We start from the raw sequence: 19,153 nt of genomic DNA on the forward strand, positions 1-19,153 counted from the left end.
ATCTTTTGTTTTTAGGGTTTTAAGTATTGGCGGTGCGGACACCGCCATCCCGTTCAAAATTCTCGCATTTCGGAAATGGGGGTCTGCCGTTGTAGCCACTCTTTCACACATTCCATATTGTACTCGCTCGTGATGACTGCCGTATGGCTGTCGGTGGCGGTGAAACGTGTGCTTTCGTAATCATCTATCCACCCCTTGAGGGTGTCCGTTCCCCACGCTCCGGTATCGTCAAAGATACCGTCCAATGCCGTGATAGGTTCGCTGAACTTGACTATCAGCGTTTGATAGGTCGTGTTCATAGTCTGTCCTCCTTTCCCTTCTTTGCGTTCAGCCACTTGTCCCGTGCGGCTCGGCACTCGTCCAACGTGGGTTTGACACAAGAGAACAATTCTCTGTCTATGGGGTGGCGGTAGTCGTACTGCACAAGTGTCCGCCTGCGTCTTCCGATACCCGATTGGAAACGCTCGTATTTCTCCGTACCTGCTTCCGCGCAGGTGCTTACTCCGTTGATGGTCATTCGTGTTGTCATAATGTTGCTTTTTAGATGGTTAAAAATGTACTGACAGAACTCTGTTCTTCATCACCATTTCGGGGTTGCTTGTGTAGCGTTGGTGCAGGTAGAAATGGTGTGAGCCGAAGCCGTAAAGGAAAAACTTGTCAAGTTCGTGCTTCTCGGCAAACTCCTTTACGCTCTTTCTCAATTCCCCCTCACTCGTTGTGAGAGTGAGGAGGTTCACAAATTCAAGGAACATCGTGGGGATTGCATCATCCCACACACAAATCATACTTTCAATTCTTACTTCCATATCAATGTTGTTTTAGGGGTTATGCTATGCCGCTTTCATCCGCTCACGGATAAGGTTGGCGTTCTTGTTCACAAGGTCTATGATGCGCTCGTGATATTCGGTGTCCTGGTTGTGCTTGCCGTGGCACTGCACCACTTCGAGGGTTCGCAAGTCCACCTCTACGGTTTCAATAATCTCATCGCCAATCCTTGCCGATAGTATGAGGGTGTCGGCTTTCTTGTAGTATCCACTGCCAAACACGCAGATGCCCTGCGTCTTGCCCTCGTTGTAATACTCGTCTATGCTTTCAAGCACCTTGACGATTATTTCCTCGTCCGTGATTACCAAGCCGAAGAATTTGGATTTGTTGGCGATGAAATCCTCCGCATCTTTCTTTCGTTGGAGTTGTCGCTGTTGCTCACGCTCACGCCTTTCAATCTCCCAACGGCGTTGCTCTGCGGCTCTTTCCTTCTCGTGTATGGCTTCAATTTTTCGGGTTGCGTTGTCGTGTGCCGCCATGAAATCTTCGGGACAGATGTTCTTCGGGTTACGGAGGTCTTGACCGAGTTTTTTGAGCATACGCAGATAGTCGCACCACATTGAGAGGTTGTCTATCTGATACTTGTGACGCTTGGCAATCAGATATGATGCCCAACATTCATCGGCAGTACGGGTATTGAAAAGAAAGTGTTTCATGACCTCAATCTCACCGCCTTTCATAAGGGTTTCAATTCTTGGGTCTGAAAGCAAGGCTTTGAAAAGACGCACGGGGGAGATGCCGTGGAAATCGCCCTTGAAGCCGTTACGTCTGAGTTGGGGCAATATCCTCATCTTTGGATATGCACAGCTTCTTGCCACCACATCATCGTATAGGCTGTTGTGCGGTCTTACCTCCATATCGCTGCCTAATGCCCACACATCGCAATAGCAGAAAAGGAAGCCACGGAGCAACGCCATGTCCGTAACCTTGCCGTCGGGTGAAATCCAACGCTGCACGACCTCGTGGCAGTAGAAACGCATCGGTTCGCCTTTCCTGCTCTCGCATCTGACCTGCGCCACGCGGATTACCTGATACCCTTTGCAGGTGGTTATCACGCTGAAATTCTGCGTTTCCTTGTAGATGCGTCTGCGTGTGTCCTGCACTTTGAGTTCGGCATGGCATTTGGGGCAGGTGCAGCCTTCAAGGGTGTCGCATAGTCCGCTGTCGCTGTGCCACTCGTGACCGCAGTCGGAACAGGTGATGTTCCCTTTCTTGGTGCGGTAGCCGATATGCTCAACGCAGTGGCGGTATGCCCAATCTATTTGTGTCGCTGATATGGGGCGAAGGTTGGCGGAAAGTCTTGCCACCTCTTTCTGTATCTTGGTCTTCGGTTTCATAAGCCTAAATCAAATAATGAGGGTTGGGGTTGGTTTTCTTTTCTCGCTGACGGTCTGTGGCGGTTCTGCAACTTGCGGAGTTCCTCCTCTTGGTATTTGCGGACAGCGTTCTGACGTGCCTCCGCCTTTTCCTCTGCCGTGAGTTTCACAACGTGGTTCACAACCACTTGGCAGTCCATCGGTTTGCCCACCTCTATCTCGTTTTCCTCATAGTAGTGGATGGCTTGCCCGAATATCTCTCCGTCCGTGAAACCGTTGCAACCGCTTTTCTGCACATAGTTCAGAATGTGGGTCACGCACTCGTCCATGTTCTTGGCAGGGTTGCGGTACTTCTTTGCAAATAGCGCATCTTCCTCCGCACGCTGTTCCAAGTACATATATATCGTTCTCTTGAAATGGTCTGTTCCTTTCATATCGCTGTCATTTTTAGATTATCTGTTTCAGTATCTCTCTCCAATAGGTCGGCTCTACCTCGCTGAGAAGGAAGTCCATGAAATCCCTCCGTGCGTCCTTGTTCAGTTCGTGGTACAATCTTCGGAAAGTTTCAAAATTGCCGTTGATGTACGTTTCCACCATATACACGAAGATGTTGTCCACCTCGTAATATCTGCACTGCTGCGCTGCCGTCTTGCTGTTTCTTTTTGCCATGTCGGTAAGGGTTAAAGGGTGAATAACCAAAGGATGAAGCCAAAGAAGGCAATGGTGGAAAGGATAGCCACGATTACACCTATCGCCACTCGGAACACTCCGTTTACAATCTCTCTGATGATGCCCCAAAGGATGCCGAACACCCCGAAGACGGTGCGCATCATCAAGCCGCATATCGCCAACCCGATGTGTTGCGCCATTTGTCTGAAATTTGCCGTTGCCGTCATATCTTCGCTGTTTTTGATTTTTTTGTTTTTAATGCGGATTCAAGAGCTGAGGGAGTTGAGTTTCAAACTATCTTATCTGCCTCTCGTTTATCCGACATTTTTTTTATGCGTCTTTCTGTCGCATCGGTCGTTTTCGTTTCGGGTGCTTGAAAAGGTAGGGATTAGGGAATGCAAGGTTTTTCGGTCAAAATACTACCCGCAGGGCTGGAGATTTTTACCGAAAACAGGAGGCTTGACCTTGCTTTCCCGTCCAATCCCGGAATTACCTTTGCGCCCAGAACGAAAATGACTGACTGATGCGGCTTACTGAAAGGCGCAAAATGGAGGTAAACGAAAACAGAGGCAGATTGTGTAGAAAAAAACTTCAGGGGAAAATCCGTAAAAAAAAGAATCACCAAAAGGAAAAAGACATCACCGGAAGCGTGAAAAGGGCAAACCACAACAAAGGAAGTATGATTGTTTCCGATCCGACGGAACTTGTTCAGCCGGGTGGCAACAATCATTCTTCCCGGTTTGTCCGGCTGTGTGTGGGCGCCTGTTTCATTCATGGGGCAGGCTGACACACTCTGCATTCACTTTCCGCTTCCGGCAAAAGAGACAGCGAAAAAAGAAAAATCATTTGAAAACCCGTAAAAGCACCTCTTGGCATAGGCGCAAAAGAAAGGGGCATTGCTTCATCTGTCTAAACATCGTTTAGGCGTGAGGCAATGCCCTTTTCTCCAGCTATGCGGTAGTCGGCACACGTTTGTTCCAAACTCGTTTTGGGCAATGGTGTGCCGACGGACAATACCGCTTTTACGGAAAATTCTTATGAATGAGGGGATAAAAAACGGGAGTTTATATCAAAATCTCGAATTAAATAGCTACTTTTGCATACGAAGAGTTCTTTGAAGGTTACGCAACGCGCAGAAGGATAATGCAGTAGATAACTAACTAAATCGTAACCTATTACTATCAAGAGCAATTAACCTACGCTCATTTCCAATAAATTACACTCTTTTCGTAACTTCGCAGTGCAAAGATACAAAAAAACTAAAAAATAAAGTAAAAAATAAACTTTTTTTGTAGCTTTCTTATGATTTGTTTCCCAAAATGTTCAACATAGTGTGTAAAATAAAAAACAATCACTCTAATATACACTCCTGAATGGTTTTAGTAATCAGTCAATTACTATTTATGTATTCGGAAGACGTGAGGTTGTGTCAAAACGTTGGCACAACCTCTTTTATATTTTAAGTTCTGCTATATTTTCTTTTGGCTATGCTACTTTTTCCTCATGCATTTGGCAGCAAGTTGCTATATTCCAATTATATCGGGTTATAAATAGTCCCATAAACAAATATTTGGCAACTGTAATGAGCCCCTTTCCTTCTTTTATCAGTTTAGCGCACATTTTTTTGATATTAAAGGCTATAGCAAAGAAAGCAAAGTCCATTGTAACCTTGTCTTCTCCCACATGCCGGAATCTTCTGTATGCCATGTTGTATTTCATTTGTCCAAACACAGCTTCTGGTTCTATACACCTCCTGCCTCTATGCTTGATACCTTCTTCTGAGAGCAACCTTTCCCGTGCCTGCCGTTTGTATTGATTTAATCGGTGGTTGACTTCTATAATACGGTTCCCCCGAGCTTTAAAACAACTGCCACGCAAAGGGCAACCTTCGCATCTTTTTGCTTTATACCGGGCACTTTCGGTGATGTATCCGCTCGCTGTCTTGTCACGTTTGGTTCCTATACGGTTCATGTGCTGTCCCATAGGACAAACGTAATAATCCTCTTGGGCATTGTAATGGAGACTTTCGGCATGGAACGGGTTGGGAGTATAACGGGGACGCTGTTCTTTATGGAAGTAATTGTACTTGATGAAGGCTTCTATCCCATTCTCCTGCATGAACCGGTAATTTTCTTCCGAACCGTAACCGGAGTCTGCCACGCAGATATTCGGTAAACGGTTATAGCGGTACTGGAAAGAGTGGAAAAAAGGTATGAGGGTCAGTGTATCGGTAGGGTTGGGAAACAGACGGAAGTCTGTGATAAATTGGTTTTCAGTACCTATTTGCAGATTATATCCGGGTTTGGTCTGCCCGTTCTTCATGGCATCTTCTTTCATGCGCATGAATGTGGCACCAGGATCGGTCTTGGAATAGGAGTTACGTTCTCCAAGGGTATCAAGGTGATTGTCATATTCTATCAGCTTGTCACGATACCCTTCAAGTTCCCTGACCTGCTTCTTCTTTTTGCGCAGGGCTTTCTTTTCTTCCTTATCCTTTGTTGCAGGCTGGCGTTCCAGGGCTTCTTTAAGTTCATCCACTATGTCAGAGAGCCTGCAGGAAGTAAACTCCACGGATGTGTCTTTTATAGAGTTCTCCTGTGCAATGGTTTCATCCACCTGCTCCAAGAGAATACGGATTTTATCCATTAGTCTCGTACGGTTCCGTTCGACTGTCTTGCGCCAGACAAAAGTATATTTGTTGGCTTTGGATTCAATCTTGGTGCCGTCAATATACTCCACATCAAGGCTGATGAAACCTTTATCGGCAAGGACAAAAATCAACTGGGTAAATACATTATTTATTTCCTCCTTTACACGGTTACGAAAACGGTTGATCGTGATAAAATCCGGATGCTCATTACCGGCAAGCCAAATATAATGAATGTCACGAAGGAGGTGCTTCTCTATTTTACGGCAAGAATAGATATTATTCATGTAGGCGTAGATTATCACCTTAAGCATCATTTTAGGATGATAAGGACAACGGCCCGTTTCCTTATAAAGCTTCTTGAAACTCTCAAGATTGAGGTTGTCAATAACAGCATTCACGATGCGGACCGGGTCGTTCGCAGCTATGTTTTCATCAATTCTTTGTGGAAAAAGAACGGTTTGGTTGGGAATGTAAGGACGAAAATGTAACTTTGCCATAACGAAAAACTTTATGCCTAAAGATACGAAAACTTTGGGTAATAACAAAGCCCGGGCTTGAGAAAGTCTGGGCTTTGCGCATAAAAAAAGGCTGTGTCAGCATTTTGACACAACCTCCTATTTACCATGGAGAATTGGTGGAGTAAATATGCCTAAGTCATGAGAAAACAGCTTGTAAAAAGCGAAGGTGTTTTGGTAAAATGTCATAAGCACTTCAAAGTATATGCCCTCCACAAAATAAACAGTGATGCTTTTCTCCTAGAGGTGTATTGGTAATGTGTACACAAATATGGAATCAATATGAAAGCGAATAAAATCTTACTTGTATTCCTGATATTTTATGTAGGCCATATCCAGGCACAAGAGATACAGGATTCGGTAAAAATCTATTTCAGACAAGGATATTCTGTATTGGAACCATCCCATAGAAACAACAGAGAAGCGTTGGACCGGATAGCAGACAGTCTGCGGACAAGCTATGCGGACTCTGTTTACCAACTGAAACGTATCCAGGTAGTGGGTGGAGCATCACCGGAAGGCAGCATTCTCCTAAACAGACGTTTATCTGTAAAGCGAGCCAATGTGCTGTTTGACTATCTTTCACGTTATGGAGAACTACCCGACTCCTTGAAAACGAACGTGTTCCTCGGGAGAGACTGGAACGGTCTAATCCGTTTGGTGAGTGATGACTGGGAACTACCCTACCGGAAAGAAACGCTACATTTATTGCATGAATTGGCAGAGGATGCGGCAAATGACAATCTTACAAAAGGTGACCATCTGCGACGGATACAGCAACTGCATGGTGGGGCACCCTATCGGTATATGTATAAAAAATATTTTCCGGAGTTGCGCGCCTCTCGGCTATATCTATGGTATGAGAAAGTATGGAATCCTATTGCCCCCATGCCAATGCCTCCCTTCAAACTGCCTATACCCGAACCAAAACCGACAGAACCTCTTCCCCTTGTCCCATACATACCTATGCAGCCACGTAAGCTGTATCTTGCCGTAAAGACAAATATGCTGTACGACGCATTGCTCGTACCGAATATCGGTGTGGAATTTTATCTTGGCAAAGACTGGAGTATGAGTGCTGACTGGATGTATGCCTGGTGGAAAACAGATCGGCGGCACTGGTACTGGAGAACTTATGGCGGCGACATAGCCATTCGGAAATGGTTCGGTAAGACCGCCAAGGAAAAGCCTCTTACGGGACATCATGTGGGACTCTACGGGCAGATTTTTACTTATGATTTTGAAACAGGGGGAAAAGGCTATATGGGTGGAAGACCCGGAGGAACACTCTGGGACAAAATGAATTATTCCACAGGTGTGGAATACGGCTACTCGTTGCCGGTGGCATACAGACTGAATATTGACTTCACTATCGCTGTCGGATATTGGGGAGGAACCTATTATGAATATACCCCCATAGACGACTGCTACGTATGGCAGGCTACCAAGGAACGGCACTGGTTCGGCCCTACTAAGGCGGAAATATCGCTGGTATGGCTGATTGGCAGGGGAAACTTCAACAAAGGGAAAGGAGGCGGACGATGAAAACCGGAATACGAATGACTGTTTACGCACTGCTGACCATGATTCTTTTCTCATGCGAGCACAAGGAGCTCTGTTTCCATCATCCGCATGTGGCTACGGTCAGAGTGGATTTTGACTGGAGGAACGCTCCGCAGGCCAATCCTGAGGGAATGTGTGTGTATTTCTATCCTGAAGAAGGCGGATATCCGGTCCGGTTCGATTTTGCAGGGAAAGACGGAGGACCGGTAGAGATTAAAGTAGGAAGGTACCGGACACTCTGTTACAATAATGACACGGAGTCTTTACTGTTCAGAGGAGTGGAAGGATTTGACACCCATGAGGGATATACGCGGAACGGTAACGTTTTTGAGAGTATTTACGGTAACGGTGCCCATTATGCGCCTCCGGCCAAAGGTTCGGAAGACGAGCGTGTCGTCATCTGCCCTGACATGATGTGGGGAAGTGCCGTCCAAAATGTGGAAATCACCGAATCAGGGCTAAGTTATGAATGTGTTCCCTTTACAGACAAGGACAAGGTCGAATGGATAGAAAGTAGCGAGCATGTCATCACGCTTTATCCTGCCGAACTGATATGTACCTACACCTATGAGGTTCGTAATGTCAAGAACATGGAGTATATGACGCAGGCTTGCGGGTCATTGTCGAGCATGGCTCCCTCCATGCTGTTTGCCAACGAGGAACTGGACAGGGAGTGTGTCACAGTCCCCTTCGAAACAGAACTCCACCCCGAGAGTTCGAAAATGACCGGTAAGTTTTATACGTTCGGTCATCATGAAGAGAATGCCCGTCCGCACAAAATGATGTTTTATGTATGGTATTCCAATAAGGAGAAATTCTATACAACCTTTGATGTGACTGACCAAGTACATAAAGCACCGGACAGGAAGCATGTGCACATCATCATTGATAATGCGGACTTTCCGGAACCGCTTCCGGACGAGGGTGGATTTGATGTGGAGGTTGATGATTGGGTGGAAGTCGAAAACGATATCATTATGTAGTTTTTTATATCTTTTAATGTTATGCAGACGAAATCAATTCTAATGGCACTATTGGCCATGGCATTGGTAACGGCATGTACCAATGATGAAACAATAGAAATGAACCAGGGTGAAGGCATCAGTTTGAGTGCGATAGCAGGAAAAGCTACCCGTGCAGGAAGTGAGGCTACTACAACAAACAATATTGATAACTTCCACGTGTACGCCTTTACCCAAGGAGTTAAATACATGGATCACGATGTCCAGAAACAAGGGAATGTATGGTCGTATGGCGATACCAAATTCTGGCCGGAAACAGATGTGGACTTCTATTCGTATAGTCCAACGGATACGAAGAATGGTAATGTTGACATTACAGTAGATGGCGACAAGAAAATTACCGGCTATGAGGTACCCGGCGATGAGGACCTGCTCTATGCCTTGAACCTGGCTGAAAAGAAAGCCGAACACGAGGGCAAACAACCGGTTTTGGTCAACTTCCGCCACGCCCTATCACAGATTGTATTCAGAATCAAGAACACCAGTTCCAACCTGACAGTGTTCGTAGACGCAGTGAAAGTGGAGGGAATAGAGAAACAGGGTACATTCTCCTGGCCGACTTTGAGCACTACTACCCAATGGCAGGGAACTGAAAAGGATACGGAAACTGACAAGTCATGGGGAACATGGGATATCGCATATAACAAAGAGAACGCAAAACATAACAGCTATGCCGCTGAGATTACTCCGATTATGGAATTAGGCTTTACAGGTTCCGAAGAAGCATCGATACGGGACTTGACTGTTAAAACAGGCAATGACTATAAGGGACTGCTCCTTTTACCGCAGATATTGAATCCCTGGATTACGAAGACCGGTGGAACGGATGAAAATCCGGAGTACAAAATCACGGGGACGGCACGTGTGCTTGTTAAATGCAAGCTGGTAGATACGGTATCTAATGTACAATTGTGGCCAGGCCAGGGTTCACAAACCGCATGGGTGGGCGTCTCCCTGGTAGGAGAACCCAAGGACATAAGTGGAAAAACCGAACAAGTCTGGAAGCAGGGCAAACGCTATGTTTATACTCTTATCTTTGGTGAGGGCGGCGGATTTAACCCTGATCCTGATCCTGATCCCGAAAATCCGGATCCGGAACCAGTATTGGTTCCTATCACATTCAACGTAACTGTGGATAATTTTGTTGAATATCCTCAGGACCTCGATGCCGGCGTTCCTGATTCAAACCCCGGAAAATAAACTGAACCACCGCAAACCAGTCTTTTCCATCCATCAGGTTGCGGAAATATAACAGACCGGGCGGGGTTGAATGTTCCCTTCCCAGTCGCTATTTATTCAAAATAAAAAAATAAATGCCTATGCGACTTAATTTTAAAAAGGATTTCCTTCTTGTCACGGCCATGCTGGTCGCTGCCGGCTGTTCCGATAGCATGACGGAAGCAAATAATCCGGAACAACAGGTGCCGATTGTTTTTGGCACACAAGTTGCCACCCGCGCCGTGGTGGAAAGTGACAAGGAGGGTATGGATAATTTCACACTGTGGGGATGGGTACGGGAAAGCGACGGGCCGAAATTGTTTTTCGATGCCGCTTCGGTTACTCCGTCGGGAAACTATGGCGAGAAACGTTTCTGGGCTGTAGGCAGGCCTTATGACTTTTATGCGGTGCATCCGGAAGAAATGAAAGAGATTGGTGCCGCTACCGAAGTTTCCTGCAACGACAAGGGCGAACTTAGGGTTACGGGTTTTGATTCTTCCGGAATGGGGAAGGATGCCGTGGATTTAATGACGGCAACAAAAACAGATGTGACTTATGAGGGCGGCGGAACGATGCCATCCGTGCTTCTGGCATTCGAACATGAACTGGCACAGGTGAAATTAACTGTCCGTACCGGGGAGAAGCAGGCAGAAGTGTCGGACATCAGACTTTTCGGTGTGGACTATAGGGGTGACTTGCTGTGGACGCCGGAAAACTCGACATGGCAAAGCCGGGTGAACTGTACGGAAGAGGGAACTCCTTTCGTACACAGCGGGAGCGTGCGGATAGAAGCCGGAAGTAACGCTACTGTGCTGGATGGCGTATTGCTGTTGCCACAGCCGGTGACGGATGATGTGGCGGTAACCTTTAAGTATGTCTATGCCGGCAAACCGCTGTCGGAGGCAAAAGAAGCGATGATATATCTGGATGCAGCTCAGACAACGGAATGGATAAAGTCGAACACTTACCATTATAAAATAACACTGCCTGCCGGCGATGCCGACATTACTGTCAAAGTGAGTGTGGACCATTGGGACAGCAAGGATATTTCGGCAGATTGGTAATCTTATAAATAGGAAGGAGCAAGATATGAAAATCCTGAAATACTCATATATATGGATATTTGCCGCAATGGCGGGGATAATGACGGCTTGTGCATCGGACGAACAAGAAGGGATGTTCCCCGAAAAAGGAGAACCGGTGACGGTGAAATTTTCAATCGATACAAGGGCGGCAGAAACGGATGATTTCGACTCGCAGGTGAAGACGCTCAGGGTGTATGCTTTCCAGGATGGCAGCCCGGTGGGGTATTATTATGGCGGGGAGGATGTGCCTGCTCATACTTTTGAATGGAAGTTGCCGAAGGGAGAAGTCTGGTTTTATGCAGTGGCCAACGAGCAGGAGGCCGGAGAACTGCTTTGCGAAAACAAAGGAGACATTTTTGTACTGCCCGGTGAGACAGCTGGGGGAGTACATCCGGTCGAAGGCTTGGAAGTAGTGCCGGATAGACTGGAGTCTTTGACTTTCAGCCGGTTGCCGGAAGCGGAATATGTGTCGGGTGGAACGGAGATAGACAAGGATGAAACGGAAAAAAAATACCGTTCTGCCATTGTGCCGATGACTTGTAAGTATCGTGGAACAGTTACGCACGACAATCAGGAGATAAACCTGGAACTGAAACGTAGCATAGCGAAATTACAACTTTATTTTGCCAAAGCCGACGTGGCGGACGCCGGAGAAGGGCAGCTCTATATGGGGCGCGGGTTGTATCTCTACAATATGCCGAAATACGGGTATTTGTTTCCGAAAGAGAAGTACGAATATACGGGAGATTTCAATTGTCTGGAGGGAGCCGGTGAAAGTTTCGACTCGAAGAATCAGAAGAACGGCAAGGTAATTCTGGGTGCGGGATGGCCGGAGGAACCGGAAACCGCTCCGCAAGAAGGGACGCCGGAATATGAGGAGTATGAAAGGAACTTGAAGGAGAAGAGCCATATCAACGAGATTAAGGCTTTGGCACATGCCGGGAACACAGACACGAAAAAATTTCAGTGGCTGCCAGCCAAACCGGTTTATCTGTTTGCCAATCCCAATGAAATTACAGACCGTTATCCTAAGAATCCGTCAGCAGAGAGTTCAAGGGGATATTATCTGAAAATACTGTCGCATGAGCATAAAATGGGAAGTGACGGTATGGAAGGACATGAGGCTGATATGCAATATGTGGCTTTGCCCGAAGTGGAAGCCAACATGAACCTGCGGTTGTTTTCCGTCATATCCATGCATGCCCACGTCGGAGTTTCCGCCCATTGGATGATTGTCCCCTGGGAGACAGGTGGAGGTGATGTCGAATTTGAGTAGTAAAGATATATAAATATGAACAAGATAATGAAAAGTTCAACCAATCATGTTATTATGGCAGGAATGCTTGCGCTCTTGTCATTCATGTCATGTACGGATGACGTGATCGAGACTCCAGGAACTTTGCAGGGAGTAGACCGGAACAGGCAGGTTGAGGTTACACTGCCTTTCGGTGTAGGACGTGGTATCAGTACCACCATCACTACTCGTGCGGCAGACAAAGGAGAGGTCAATTATGACTCGCAACTTTCCGGTGTGATGGCTTTCGTATACGAAGCGAAAAGTGAGAATCCGGAAGAAAACGAATTGCTCGCCTACCATTTGTTCTCCAATCCGTCCGACAAGCTTTTGGATGGAGCTACCGGCGGATGGATGGAAGACAACGACGACCCAACTTGTGGCGCCATCAAGTTCTATATCCCGGTGGGCGATGTGTACATCTACCTGCTGGGTAATGCGCAAAGTTCGTTCCTCAATTTCTTCCCGGGTGTAAGCGATGGTGACCGGTTGGCTACCCAAGCGGAGTTTTTCAAACAAGCCACCCCGAAATGGAACAAGAACATACACAGCGTGGACGGTTATCTGCCTTTGGTGGGCATGGTGGCCAACCGTACAGGCTTGTGCCACGTGGACGAAAATGGGGCAATCCATTACACGGACAATGACGGAACGAACCATGTCATCACCGGCACACCGCATGATGGGCCTCACGACCCTTACCAATCGTTTATCCTGAAACGCCTGATGAGCAAGGTTACGATGAACATTAAATCGGGCGAGGGAGTGAAGTTCGTGCCGAGAGACTACACCGTGCGTCACATCCCCCATTACGTGTCGCCTACAGCACAGGCGTGGACGGAGGAGGAACGGGCACGGATTCTGGTGGAGGATGCCAAACCGGTGAAGTTCGGCTTGGGAGACTCACTTACGTTTACCGTGTACTTGCCGGAGAACATACGGAAGGTGAAGCTCGGTGTGACCATCGACGACTACAAACAGCGCGACAAGGTAGTGAAGCTCAATGACAAGAATGTAGAAGAAACCGCTCCCGATGATTTCCATGCCGAGAACGCACACAACCACAAGGGACATTACAAGTTTCAGTATGCTCCTCCGGCATCCACATACATCGAGCTGACCGGATGGTTTGAAAACGAAGACAAGTCGGTGGCTGCCGATGTCCGTTATTACATCCATTTGGGCAACTTCGGAAAAGACCTCAGTGACTTCAGTGTGGAGCGCGACCATTACTATACGTACAATGTAACCGTAAAGGGAGTGGATGACATCGTGGTGGAAGTGGAAGATGAAAAAGAAAAGACTCCGGGAGCGGAAGGAGTGGTGTTTAAGCACGAGGCGTTCGTGCATCTTGACTCTCACTTCGACCAGGTGGAGATGAAATTCCGGCGGAGCGATGTCGAGAAGGGGGTGTACCTGTACACCGACACGCCATTTGGCATCATGGGAGTGATGTATTATCCCAAAGGCACTCCCGACGGAGGAACCGACGGACTCTGTATGGGCGTGAGCAACCCCGCCATTACCAAAGAGGTGGCACAGGACTATCTGGCATGGCTGGAGTTTACAAAAGAAACGACAGTCTGCGATTACACATCGGCGGACAAGGAAAGTCCCTACCTTATGGCATTCTATCGTCCCGACGAGGTGAAAAATGTGTTCGATGCGCTCGATGAGTTCTATGCAAGCAGGGAAGACTCTGCCTACTACACCTGCTTTGTGGACGAGAATTTTTATGAACGGCATCCCGACCCACGCATTACCGACCCGGTGCAGCTGAAGGACTTCATCAACTGCAAAGATCGCATCTTCTCACTTGCCACCGACCTCAAGTTCAGCAAGGATGACAAGAGTGCAGTGTCGCAGTCGGTCTACACGTTGAAACAGCGCTCCATAGCTTGCTTCTACGACATGAACGACCCTACGCTCAATAAATTCGGCGTGGAATCGGTGGAGGAAATGGATGCTTTGGTATTCCCTGTGGGTAAAGATGGTGGCGGGGACTGTTGGGACGGACGAAAGAATACATGGGACATTGCGGAAGACGCTCTTGGTCAGGATGATATCCATGTTTCGAATGGTAATGAGCGCATTTTCCAATCCGGTTTTATACTGACGAAAGATGGACGTTTGAAGGAGACCCGTCCTATGTCCGGAATAGAAAACGAATCGAAAATTCTGTTTGTACGTAATCGCGACTTGAATGGAGACGGCTATCTGAACGAGGATGAACTACGCTGGTATGTACCCGCCATAGGCCAGTTGCTTGGTATGTGGTTGGGAGAGCCTGCCATGGAAAAAGAGGCTGCTTTGTGGAAACTTTCTTTCGAAAAGTATATGAATCAACCGGGTAAAACAATGAATGATGAGGGTCTCCATACTTTTTCGGCGAGCACCGGGGGGAGCTATTCTGCACTTTTACCGGAAGCCGGAGGTTATGTTTCTATTGCAGATGACAAACACGTAGTAGCCGTGAGAAGCCTGGGGGCAGGAGAAGTGAAGGGGCGGATGGATAACGAAGTTTCGGAGCCTTATTATAAATACAATAAAGCCGACCGTACGCTGGAAGTATTTTTGGCAGACGAAGCCATGCGCTCATTCAGCCATCGCGAGCTTCAACCCCACAGTGAACGCGAACCGCAGAACCGCCTGTACAGGAAATTCCAGCTGGCACAGCAACCCATGCTGATAGATACAACCATAACCGTTACTTGTAACAACAAAAGACACGGTGCTGCAAATAAAACAGAAACATGGAACGGCAAGGTATTGAAACTGATGGAGATAGACCATGCCAAGCGCGACAAGTTTACCGTGGCACAGGACTATCACGAAGCAGGCGACAAGGTAGTATCTGCCGGAGCGTGGCGTTTGCCCAACGAACGCGAACTGACGCTGATAATGCTGGCATTCGATTTCTTTCAAGATGACAGCAACCTGCCTTTCGCACCTCCGATAACGCCGGGCAGTGCCGATGCCGCAGGCGATGGCTATGGCTGGTATAACCCGTTCAGCCTGAAATGTACCGCAAGCCAGAATGCCAGAAAGCATGAATGGACGCACAAGCTTTGCGCCATGTTCCATTGTCGCACGGCTTATGCTTACAGCCGCTATTATCCGCCCAAGAACGAGTTTACGCCCACCGGCTACATACTGAACTACTGGAAATCCGATTCGGAACTCGGATTAAATAAAGCCCGACGGGTGGATTTGCACATGCTGAATCCGGGAAAAGGCATGGTGGAAGATGAAAAGGAAGAGAATGGTAATGCTCGAGAAAAATACGGAAAAGCCGGTGTGTTCTGTGTGCGTGATGTGAGAGAATAATCCATAGTGGCAACCGGATAGTTTTTCCTCAAAGAATCTATTCGAAAATGCCAGAGATTGTCAATTGCATATTTGATAAAAGACTGTGAGTTTAAGTATGTCGGTGATGAAACATTCCATCACCGGCATGCTTGTTTTTTAAAAGCATACAGATATATTTAAACATGCTAAAACGCTCCTTTATTTCTTCTATTTTTGGTTTACTATCGAATTGTTTAAGTTATCTGCATTAGTCAGAATAGGACTAATATATGCCTTTTGCAATGATTGATTCCATTGCTGGGGATATACTTTGGTGTGAGTAGCAAATTTATATTGTTTGCTTTTGAATCTAATAATAAAAGTTATAACAGACGGGCGCTTGCTTTTAGGTGTTTTCAGATAGAATCTGCCATACAATTCTAGGGGAAAATCAGCTGTTTCATCAGTGTCGAAACTTACCTTGATTTTCAACGACTTAATAAAAACTGGGGTAACAAAAAAGGTAATACACTCTCTAAAATACTATTTTGGAGGTTGTTGCACGCCAAGTTACCTAAAAAAAGAAAGTTGTTAACTATCAAATAGTTAACGACTTGTATGTGGAGCGTATCGGACTCGAACCGATCACCTCGACACTGCCAGTGTCGCGCTCTAGCCAGATGAGCTAACGCCCCGTTGCCAACGTTTGCAGGCTTGCTTTCATTTTTGATGGTGCAAATATAATGCATTATTCTGAAATAATTGCTATGTTTGCGAAAGAATTTGAAAAAATAAGTTATGCTGATATATAATACCACTTATCATGTAGAGGAAGGAGAAGACAAAAACTTCCTGATATGGATGCAGGAACACTATCTTCCTGAGGTAGAGAAGAACGGAACATTGTATGCTCCACGTATAGCCCGTATCTTGAGTCATATTGAGGAAGGAAGCATCTGTTATTCTGTTCAGTTTGAGGTAGAAAACTCTGCCAAACTGCATCGTTGGCATCAAGAGCAAGGAGTGAAACTGAACGAGGAATTACTGAATATCTTTAAGGATAAAGTGATTGGCTTTCCTACATTGATGGAGGTAATAGTGTGATACAACCGGTCAAAGAGAAAATAATATTGGGTATAGATCCTGGTACCACCATTATGGGGTATGGAGTATTGCGTGTGGCAGGTGTCAAGCCGGAAATGATAGCCATGGGAATTATCGACCTCCGCAAATTTGGAGACCACTATCTGAAGTTACGCCATATTCATGAACGGGTACTAAGTATCATAGAGAGTTATTTGCCTGACGAGTTCGCTATTGAGGCCCCTTTCTTCGGAAAGAATGTACAGTCCATGTTGAAGTTGGGGCGTGCGCAAGGCGTAGCAATGGCAGCTGCTTTGAGCAGGGATATTCCCATTACGGAATATGCTCCTTTAAAAATAAAGATGGCCATCACCGGAAACGGACAGGCATCCAAGGAACAGGTGGCGGACATGTTGCAGCGTATGCTGCATTTTCCTAAAGAGGATATGCCTACTTTTATGGATGCAACGGACGGGCTTGCTGCTGCCTATTGTCACTTTCTGCAGATGGGGCGTCCCACAGTGGGGAAAGGTTATCATGGCTGGAAAGACTTTATTGCCAAAAATCCGGATAAGGTGAAGAAGTGATAAGAATTGAAATGTAGAATCTAAAAATAATATCATGAAATTGAATGAACTTGCTATCATTGGAGTAGCTGCAACAACGGTTGTAAGCTGCACTCCCACGAAGACGGAGTATGCTTCGTACGAGCTTTATCCTGTCCGTTCGGGTAGTCTGACAGAGATGGAATATACACCTGCTGCCACGCAATTCACATTGTGGGCACCTACGGCGGATGAAGTTCGCCTGATGTTGTTCGAAGCAGGAGACGGAGGGCATGCCTATGAAACTATTTCAATGGAATCATCTGAAGAAGGGACTTGGAAAGCTAAAGTTGAAAAGGACTTGATAGGTAAATTCTATACATTCAATGTGAAAATCAATGATAAGTGGTTGGGGGACACTCCGGGTATCAATGCCAAAGCTGTAGGGGTGAATGGAAAGCGTGCCGCCATCATCGACATGAAATCCACGGACCCCGAAGGATGGGCAGATGATAAACGTCCGGCATTGGCCTCTCCTGCCGATGTGATTCTTTATGAAATGCACCATCGTGATATGTCCATTGATCCGTCGTCGGGTATTAAGCATAAAGGAAAGTTCCTGGCATTGACAGAACAGGGAACGGTAAGTCCTGATGGGCTGGCAACCGGCATTGGCCATCTGAAAGAATTGGGAGTGACACATGTACATCTCCTTCCGTCTTATGACTATGCCTCCGTTGATGAGACAAAGCTGGACGAGAACAAGTATAATTGGGGATATGATCCGCAGAATTACAATGTGCCTGATGGCTCTTATTCTACCGACCCCTACAAACCGGATGTGCGTATCCGGGAATTCAAGCAGATGGTGCAGGCTTTGCACAAAGCAGGTATCCGTGTTGTTTTGGATGTGGTGTATAACCATACTTTCAATACATCCGACAGTAATTTTGAACGTACAGTGCCGGGATACTTTTACCGTCAGCGACCGGACGGAACGTATGCAGACGGTTCGGCTTGTGGCAATGAAACAGCCAGCAACCGTCCGATGATGCGTAAATACATGATAGAGTCTGTATTACATTGGATTAATGAATATCACATTGACGGATTCCGTTTTGACTTGATGGGTATCCATGACATCGAGACAATGAACGAAATCCGTAAGGCGGCAACGTCTGTAGATCCGACTATATTTATATATGGTGAAGGATGGGCGGCATCGGCTCCACAGATGGCGGAAGATTCTCTGGCAATGAAAGCCAATACTTATAAGATGCCGGGTGTTGCTGCTTTCTCTGACGAAATGCGTGATGCTTTGCGCGGTCCGTTTAATGACAATCATCAAGGTGCTTTCCTTGCCGGATTGCCGGGAGGAGAGGAGAGCATAAAGTTTGGTATTGTAGGAGCCATCAGGCATCCGCAAGTAAATAATGACTCTGTGAATTATAGTAAGGCTCCGTGGGCGGAACAACCTACACAGATGATCAGCTATGTTTCCTGCCATGATGATATGTGCTTGGTGGATAGGCTGAAAGCAAGTATTCCGGGTATTACTCCCGTAGAATTGGCAAAGCTTGACAAACTGGCGCAAACAGCCGTATTCACTTCCCAAGGTGTACCGTTTATTTATGCCGGTGAGGAAGTGATGCGTGACAAGAAGGGAGTACACAATAGTTTTGAGAGTCCCGATTCCATCAATGCGATTGATTGGAGACGAAAGGCGGAGCATGCAGATGTATTTGCTTATTATAAAGGTTTGATACAGCTTCGTAAGAAGCATCCGGCTTTCCGTATGGGTGATGCGGATTTGGTGCGTAAGCATTTGGAATTTCTACCGGTTAACGGCAGCAATGTGGTGGTTTACCGTCTGAAAGAAAATGCCAACGGTGATGCATGGGGAGATATTATAGTAGTCTTGAATGCCCGTAAGGAGCCTGCCAAACTTACCGTACCTGAAGGTAAATATACAGTGGTCTGCAAGGATGGCTTTATCAATGAACAAGGTTTGGGCACACTGTACGGCCCCGAAGTTGTTGTTCCGGCCCAATCGGCACTGATTATGTATAAATGATGATTG

General features: G+C 46.6%; 19 protein-coding genes and 1 tRNA gene. 10 read left to right on the plus strand and 10 right to left on the minus strand.

Features of this window, described 5'->3' with window-relative positions; all coding sequences use genetic code 11:
* Positions 1-53: 53 nt before the first annotated feature.
* The 8 genes from H1A11_RS02500 to H1A11_RS02535 all read right to left on the minus strand — a co-directional run bounded on the left by H1A11_RS02500 (position 54) and on the right by H1A11_RS02535 (position 3,609).
* Positions 54-356, minus strand: coding sequence for a hypothetical protein (locus H1A11_RS02500; RefSeq protein WP_005783104.1), 303 nt, complete (start codon positions 354-356; stop codon positions 54-56).
* Positions 296-529 carry a DUF3873 domain-containing protein gene (locus H1A11_RS02505; RefSeq protein WP_004304291.1) on the minus strand — a complete coding sequence of 78 codons (234 nt, stop codon included), beginning with the start codon at positions 527-529 and terminating at the stop codon, positions 296-298. The genes H1A11_RS02500 and H1A11_RS02505 overlap by 61 nt, the downstream gene beginning before the upstream one ends.
* Before the next feature lie 19 nt (positions 530-548).
* Positions 549-806: a hypothetical protein gene (locus H1A11_RS02510; protein WP_004291531.1), complete on the minus strand. Its 258-nt coding sequence runs from the start codon at positions 804-806 to the stop codon at positions 549-551.
* Between the two features lie 24 nt (positions 807-830).
* Positions 831-2,162, minus strand: a complete 1,332-nt coding sequence (locus H1A11_RS02515; protein ID WP_004291532.1) for a PcfJ domain-containing protein — start codon at positions 2,160-2,162, stop codon at positions 831-833.
* Complete coding sequence (locus tag H1A11_RS02520) at positions 2,159-2,575, minus strand: PcfK-like family protein (RefSeq protein WP_004291533.1); 417 nt, start codon at positions 2,573-2,575, stop codon at positions 2,159-2,161. Before H1A11_RS02520 ends, H1A11_RS02515 begins: the two co-directional genes overlap by 4 nt.
* Positions 2,576-2,588: 13 nt before the next feature.
* Positions 2,589-2,810, minus strand: a complete 222-nt coding sequence (locus H1A11_RS02525; RefSeq protein ID WP_004291534.1) for a hypothetical protein — start codon at positions 2,808-2,810, stop codon at positions 2,589-2,591.
* An 11-nt stretch (positions 2,811-2,821) separates the two neighbouring features.
* Positions 2,822-3,037: a hypothetical protein gene (locus tag H1A11_RS02530; protein ID WP_181757666.1), complete on the minus strand. Its 216-nt coding sequence runs from the start codon at positions 3,035-3,037 to the stop codon at positions 2,822-2,824.
* Positions 3,038-3,198: 161 nt separating this feature from the next.
* The gene (locus H1A11_RS02535; RefSeq protein ID WP_004291538.1) at positions 3,199-3,609 is read right to left on the minus strand and encodes a hypothetical protein; all 411 of its coding nucleotides are present in this window, start codon (positions 3,607-3,609) and stop codon (positions 3,199-3,201) included.
* Positions 3,610-3,715: 106 nt separating this feature from the next.
* On the opposite strand from H1A11_RS02535, the gene H1A11_RS19685 reads away from it, so the two are divergent.
* A complete protein-coding gene (locus tag H1A11_RS19685; protein ID WP_007567577.1) occupies positions 3,716-3,928 on the plus strand; it encodes a hypothetical protein in 213 nt (70 codons plus the stop codon).
* Positions 3,929-4,295: 367 nt separating this feature from the next.
* Here H1A11_RS19685 and H1A11_RS02540 read toward each other — a convergent pair whose 3' ends face one another.
* Entirely contained in the window at positions 4,296-5,957 is a 1,662-nt protein-coding gene (locus H1A11_RS02540; protein ID WP_061411457.1) for an IS1182 family transposase, read from the minus strand.
* Between the two features lie 300 nt (positions 5,958-6,257).
* On the opposite strand from H1A11_RS02540, the gene H1A11_RS02545 reads away from it, so the two are divergent.
* The 6 genes from H1A11_RS02545 to H1A11_RS02570 all read left to right on the plus strand — a co-directional run bounded on the left by H1A11_RS02545 (position 6,258) and on the right by H1A11_RS02570 (position 15,484).
* Entirely contained in the window at positions 6,258-7,520 is a 1,263-nt protein-coding gene (locus H1A11_RS02545) for a DUF3575 domain-containing protein (protein WP_119961611.1), read from the plus strand.
* A gap of 14 nt (positions 7,521-7,534) precedes the next feature.
* Positions 7,535-8,521 (plus strand): DUF5119 domain-containing protein, encoded by a 987-nt coding sequence (locus H1A11_RS02550; RefSeq protein ID WP_255461508.1) that lies wholly within the window; start codon positions 7,535-7,537, stop codon positions 8,519-8,521.
* A 21-nt stretch (positions 8,522-8,542) separates the two neighbouring features.
* Complete coding sequence (locus H1A11_RS02555) at positions 8,543-9,760, plus strand: fimbrillin family protein (RefSeq protein ID WP_119961609.1); 1,218 nt, start codon at positions 8,543-8,545, stop codon at positions 9,758-9,760.
* A gap of 119 nt (positions 9,761-9,879) precedes the next feature.
* The gene (locus H1A11_RS02560; protein ID WP_119961608.1) at positions 9,880-10,842 is read left to right on the plus strand and encodes a fimbrillin family protein; all 963 of its coding nucleotides are present in this window, start codon (positions 9,880-9,882) and stop codon (positions 10,840-10,842) included.
* Positions 10,843-10,867: 25 nt separating this feature from the next.
* A complete protein-coding gene (locus tag H1A11_RS02565; protein ID WP_181757668.1) occupies positions 10,868-12,139 on the plus strand; it encodes a FimB/Mfa2 family fimbrial subunit in 1,272 nt (423 codons plus the stop codon).
* Positions 12,140-12,154: 15 nt separating this feature from the next.
* Complete coding sequence (locus H1A11_RS02570; RefSeq protein ID WP_255461509.1) at positions 12,155-15,484, plus strand: DUF4906 domain-containing protein; 3,330 nt, start codon at positions 12,155-12,157, stop codon at positions 15,482-15,484.
* A gap of 582 nt (positions 15,485-16,066) precedes the next feature.
* Here the strand turns inward: H1A11_RS02570 and H1A11_RS02575 are convergent.
* A tRNA-Ala gene (locus tag H1A11_RS02575) sits at positions 16,067-16,140 on the minus strand.
* A 103-nt stretch (positions 16,141-16,243) separates the two neighbouring features.
* Between H1A11_RS02575 and H1A11_RS02580 the strand changes: the two genes are divergently transcribed.
* Genes H1A11_RS02580 through pulA form a run of 3 tightly spaced genes read left to right on the plus strand, consistent with a single transcriptional unit; the run spans position 16,244 to position 19,147 of the window.
* A complete protein-coding gene (locus H1A11_RS02580) occupies positions 16,244-16,549 on the plus strand; it encodes a DUF4286 family protein (RefSeq protein ID WP_005826379.1) in 306 nt (101 codons plus the stop codon).
* Positions 16,546-17,115 carry a crossover junction endodeoxyribonuclease RuvC gene (ruvC, locus tag H1A11_RS02585; protein ID WP_181757669.1) on the plus strand — a complete coding sequence of 190 codons (570 nt, stop codon included), beginning with the start codon at positions 16,546-16,548 and terminating at the stop codon, positions 17,113-17,115. The genes H1A11_RS02580 and ruvC overlap by 4 nt, the downstream gene beginning before the upstream one ends.
* 34 nt (positions 17,116-17,149) lie before the next feature.
* Complete coding sequence (gene pulA, locus H1A11_RS02590) at positions 17,150-19,147, plus strand: type I pullulanase (RefSeq protein WP_181757670.1); 1,998 nt, start codon at positions 17,150-17,152, stop codon at positions 19,145-19,147.
* The last annotated feature ends 6 nt before the right edge of the window (positions 19,148-19,153 follow it).

Source organism: Bacteroides sp. CACC 737 (assembly GCF_013874375.1).
GTDB classification, from domain to species: Bacteria; Bacteroidota; Bacteroidia; order Bacteroidales; family Bacteroidaceae; genus Bacteroides; species Bacteroides uniformis.

Bases quoted from the DNA above. Each gene is read 5' to 3' on its own strand.
- H1A11_RS02505 (WP_004304291.1), bottom strand. From the start codon at position 529: ATGACAACACGAATGACCATCAACGGAGTAAGCACCTGCGCGGAAGCA.
- H1A11_RS02510 (WP_004291531.1), bottom strand. From the start codon at position 806: ATGGAAGTAAGAATTGAAAGTATGATTTGTGTGTGGGATGATGCAATC.
- H1A11_RS02515 (WP_004291532.1), bottom strand. From the start codon at position 2,162: ATGAAACCGAAGACCAAGATACAGAAAGAGGTGGCAAGACTTTCCGCC.
- H1A11_RS02520 (WP_004291533.1), bottom strand. From the start codon at position 2,575: ATGAAAGGAACAGACCATTTCAAGAGAACGATATATATGTACTTGGAA.
- H1A11_RS02525 (WP_004291534.1), bottom strand. From the start codon at position 2,810: ATGGCAAAAAGAAACAGCAAGACGGCAGCGCAGCAGTGCAGATATTAC.
- H1A11_RS02530 (WP_181757666.1), bottom strand. From the start codon at position 3,037: ATGACGGCAACGGCAAATTTCAGACAAATGGCGCAACACATCGGGTTG.
- H1A11_RS02535 (WP_004291538.1), bottom strand. From the start codon at position 3,609: ATGCAGAGTGTGTCAGCCTGCCCCATGAATGAAACAGGCGCCCACACA.
- H1A11_RS02540 (WP_061411457.1), bottom strand. From the start codon at position 5,957: ATGGCAAAGTTACATTTTCGTCCTTACATTCCCAACCAAACCGTTCTT.
- H1A11_RS02545 (WP_119961611.1), top strand. From the start codon at position 6,258: ATGAAAGCGAATAAAATCTTACTTGTATTCCTGATATTTTATGTAGGC.
- H1A11_RS02550 (WP_255461508.1), top strand. From the start codon at position 7,535: ATGACTGTTTACGCACTGCTGACCATGATTCTTTTCTCATGCGAGCAC.
- H1A11_RS02555 (WP_119961609.1), top strand. From the start codon at position 8,543: ATGCAGACGAAATCAATTCTAATGGCACTATTGGCCATGGCATTGGTA.
- H1A11_RS02560 (WP_119961608.1), top strand. From the start codon at position 9,880: ATGCGACTTAATTTTAAAAAGGATTTCCTTCTTGTCACGGCCATGCTG.
- H1A11_RS02565 (WP_181757668.1), top strand. From the start codon at position 10,868: ATGAAAATCCTGAAATACTCATATATATGGATATTTGCCGCAATGGCG.
- H1A11_RS02570 (WP_255461509.1), top strand. From the start codon at position 12,155: ATGAACAAGATAATGAAAAGTTCAACCAATCATGTTATTATGGCAGGA.
- H1A11_RS02580 (WP_005826379.1), top strand. From the start codon at position 16,244: ATGCTGATATATAATACCACTTATCATGTAGAGGAAGGAGAAGACAAA.
- pulA (WP_181757670.1), top strand. From the start codon at position 17,150: ATGAAATTGAATGAACTTGCTATCATTGGAGTAGCTGCAACAACGGTT.